This is a genomic window from Nonomuraea longispora (assembly GCF_004348345.1).
In the GTDB taxonomy this organism is placed as follows: domain Bacteria; phylum Actinomycetota; class Actinomycetes; order Streptosporangiales; family Streptosporangiaceae; genus Nonomuraea; species Nonomuraea longispora.
On record NZ_SMJZ01000367.1, the window covers coordinates 1 to 3,819 of the forward strand.

Annotated in this window: 4 protein-coding genes; 1 reads left to right on the plus strand and 3 read right to left on the minus strand. The window is 70.8% G+C overall.

The features are described 5' to 3' along the window. Positions 1–197: 197 nt before the first annotated feature. From E1267_RS43005 to E1267_RS43015, 3 genes are all read right to left on the minus strand, one after another. Positions 198–461: a DUF4031 domain-containing protein gene (locus E1267_RS43005; protein ID WP_132341970.1), complete on the minus strand. Its 264-nt coding sequence runs from the start codon at positions 459–461 to the stop codon at positions 198–200. 94 nt (positions 462–555) lie between these two features. Then, on the minus strand, positions 556–1,326 hold the full coding sequence (locus E1267_RS43010) for an HAD family hydrolase (protein WP_132341972.1): 771 nt from the start codon (positions 1,324–1,326) through the stop codon (positions 556–558). Positions 1,327–1,344: 18 nt separating this feature from the next. Beyond that, positions 1,345–2,523 carry a cytochrome P450 gene (locus tag E1267_RS43015; protein WP_181957929.1) on the minus strand — a complete coding sequence of 393 codons (1,179 nt, stop codon included), beginning with the start codon at positions 2,521–2,523 and terminating at the stop codon, positions 1,345–1,347. A 420-nt stretch (positions 2,524–2,943) separates the two neighbouring features. Between E1267_RS43015 and E1267_RS43020 the strand changes: the two genes are divergently transcribed. Further along, a partial coding sequence (locus E1267_RS43020) for a hypothetical protein (RefSeq protein WP_132341976.1) occupies positions 2,944–3,819 on the plus strand: 876 nt, incomplete at its 3' end.

Genomic DNA, 3,819 nt, shown 5'->3' on the forward strand with positions numbered 1-3,819 from the left:
GGACAAGCCGCATCCACCAGCTCCCGGATCCGCAGCCGCGAGCAGAACGCGGCCACCACCGGTAATGCTCCGAGCATCTTCTCGACACTGGCCTGGCCCCACTGCGCACGCTGCCTCATCTGCCAGGTCATACCGCGACGACGATCACCACAGCAAACCCGACGATCTTCAATCAACCCGACGTGCGGAAAACGGGGCTAGCGGCGCTTGCGCCGGCGCAGACCCGCGGCGACGAGCCGCTGGAGCAGCTCTCGTGAGCCGACCGCCTGCGCGCCCAGCGACACCGCGCGGGCGTGCACGGTCTCCGGCACGTCGTAGTGATCACGGTCGAACGCCCGCTCCGGCACCCCGAGCCGCAGCGCGAAGTCGTGCAGCTCGCTCAGGGAGCTGTCGCTGACCAGGTGCGACCACATGAGGCCGCGGGGTCCCGGCCAGTTGGGCGGGTCGATGAGGACGGTCACGAGCCTCAAGGATAGGAGCGCGACCCGGCCGGGCCGCCACCAGGCCCCGCCACCACGGCGTACGGAGGTCACATACGGAGGTCACATACTGGGGTCAGCTCCGGACCGGCAGCACCCGGCCGCGCACGGCCAGCTCGCCCAGGTCGGCCAGCACGATCTCGGCGCCGTGCACGTGCAGTTCGGCCGCGCCGCCGCCGTCCCCGGCGACCGCGATCACCAGCCCGAACCCGCCCTTCCTGCCCGCCTCGATGCCGGGCAGCGCGGACTCGGCCACCGCGGCCTTGGCGGCGGGCAGGTCGAGGCGGCGCACGGCCTCCAGGAACAGGGCGGGATCGGGTTTGCCCGGCAGGTTCATCAGGGCCGCGTCGTTGCCGTCCACCAGCAGGTCGAACAGGTGCGCGACGCCCGCGGCGGTCACCAGCCTGCGGCCGTGCAGGCTGGCCGACACGGCCGCCGTACGCGCTCCCCGCCGGCGCAGCTCGTGCAGCAGCGCGACCGTGGAGGGGAAGGCGGCCACGCCGTACTTGTCCACCTGGGCCATGAAGACCCGGTCCTTGGCCAGGCCGAGCCCGTGCACGGTCGGGGCGCCGGGCTCGTCGTCGGGCGCGCCCTCGGGCACCGTGATGCCGCGCGCGGCCAGGAAGGTGCGGATGCCGTCGAGCCGCGGCCGCCCGTCGACGTGGCGGAGGTAGTCGCCGCGGATGTCGAACGGCGCTGAGCGGCCACGCAGGAAGGCGTCGAAGACGTGCTTCCAGGCGGCCGCGTGCCCCCTGGCGGTGTCGGTCACCACGCCGTCGGTGTCGAACACGACGGCGCTGATCACCGCCAGGTCGAGGACGGGCTCGTACGCGCTGTGCTCGTTCACAGTGCGAACGTAACCGCTCTACCAGGCGACGGGTAGCTCTTTCACGCCGTAGACGATGGCGAGTTCCCTGAACGGCACCTCGCCCGCCACCCGCAGGCCGGGGAAGCGGCGCAGCAGCGCGGGGAAGGCGATGCGCATCTCCATCTGGGCCAGCGGCGCGCCGATGCAGCGGTGGATGCCGTGGCCGAACGCCATGTGCGAGCCCGCGATGTCGCGGCCGGGACGGACGACGTCCATGTCGTCGCCCAGGCTGGGGTCGCGGTTGGCGCCGGTGAGCGAGCAGAGGACCATCTCGCCCTTCTTGATCGGCACGCCGTGCAGCTCCATGTCGTCGCGGGCGAAGCGCGGGAAGGCGACCTGCACGACCGTCATGTAGCGCAGCAGCTCCTCGACGACGTCGTTGATGTAGCCGTCGACCTCGCGCACCTTGGCGGCCTGCTCGGGATTGCGCAGCAGCCAGAGCGTGCCGAGCGCGAGCATGCTCGTGCTGGTGTCGTGGCCACCGGTCAGCAGGCCGTCGGCCATGCTGGCGAGCGTGCGGTCGTCGAGCTCGTCGCCGTGGTCGCGCAGCAGCTGCCCGAGCAGCCCTTCGCCCGGCTCCTGCCGCTCCCTGGCCACGAGGTCCGTGAGGTACGTCATCGCGTCGTTGATCGCCTGCAGGGACGCCTCGGGGCCGGCCGTGAAGTCGAAGCGGTCCTTGCTGAGCTTGACGAAGTCGGCGCGCTCGTCGTACGGGACGCCGAGCAGCTCGCACACGACGAGGGACGGGATCGGCAGCGCGAACTCCTCGACCAGGTCGACCGGCATGCTCCCGGCGCCCTTGGCCTCGATGCGGTCGAGGGCCTCCTCGACCATGGTCTCGATCCGCGGCTCCAGCCTGCGCAGCCGCCGCACGGTGAACTCGGGCGTCAGGAACCTGCGCAGCCGGGTGTGCTCGGGCGGGTCGCGGAAGCCGAGGCCGCCCGGGTCCTCCTGGTTGGAGCCGAGCCCGATCACACCGGCGAAGTCGTTGCTGAAACGTTCGTGGTCGCCGAGGACGCCGCGCACGTCCTCCCAGCGGGTGACCAGGTAGACGGTCTGGCCGCCGGGGATCTCCATCGGGAAGACGGGGTGCTCGGCGCGGATGCGGCCGAGCTCGCCCACGGGATCGAACCCGTCACGCATGAACTGGACGAGAGGGAACTCGTTGTCTGCCATCGATATCCGTCCTGCTGGGATACATCACACCATGTCGGGATAAACCCCTCCATAGATGGTCCCATCCGGAAAGGCGGCTGTTGCCCTCCGAAAGGAGGAATTTATCTCTCGACCCGGCCGAGTGCGCCCCCACCCTACGGCTCAGGCCGCGCACCGGCCCGCCGCCTCAGGCGCGCACCTTATGTGACCGCGGGGTTACGCGATCCTGGGCTGGACGGATCGTCCGTACGGCGGTGGGAGAGGGCCGCCGGGGCGCCGACGGCAGTCCTCCTGCGGATTCCAGAGCCGATCAAGCCCGGGAACTGGGGTGAAACCTGGGCAAAATGGGGCGGCAGATGCCGTTTGGCGTACAAGATGGCGACATTCTGCGATGATCTCGTCGCGTAGAGCCGGAGCCAGAGCCCCCACGGATAGTGACTGATGCCGACATTCGAGGAAATAACAGCCTTCGTCACAGAGAAGCCGCTCGCCACCGCTGTCATCGCGCTGCTCGGCCTGGCCGCGCTCGCGCTGACGTTCCTGATCGTCAGGGTCGTCTGGCGCGCGGTCGCCTGGTTGTTCACCCGATACGTGGCCCCGCGACCCGTCGAGGACGTGCTGACCATCGTGGCCGCGTCCATCGCCACCGGCGTGTCGGCGCAGGGCATGTGGCGCTTCTCCGGCGACGTGCTGGGGCTCGACGGGCCGCTGCGGTTGCTGCTGTTCGCGTTCATCGAGGTCGCGATCATCACCTCGGCCGTACGCGCCCGTCGCAACATGCGCGAGAACTTCAGCGCCGGCATCGACGGCATCGCCGTGTGGGCGCTGACCTGCCTGACCGCCGTCCTGTCCAGCATGGACGCGCGCAGCGTGCCCGAGGCGCTGTTCCGGCTGGCCGCCCCGCTGGTGGCCGCCTGGCTGTGGGAGCGCGGCATGGCCATCGAGCGCCACCGCATCCGCGGAACCGGCCGCATCAACTGGCGGCTGACGCCCGAGCGGCTGCTGGTCAGGATGGGCCTTGCCGAGGTCAGCGACCGTACGGCCAGCGAGGTCGACGCCCACCGCAGGCTGACCCGCGTCGCGCTGGCCGCCAAGCGGGCCAAGGCGCTGCGCGAGGGAGGCGCGTCCGAGCGGAAGGTCCGCGTCGCGCTGAGCAAGCTCGACAAGGCCATGGACCAGGCCGTCGAGCACACCGGGCTGGCCGTGGACGCGAGCCGTCAGGAGGCCCTGCTGGCCCAGATCGCCGCCCTGTACAACACCTCCGCCCTCATCGACGCCGACCCCCGCGTCCCCTGGGAGCCGGAGGCCGACCACCAG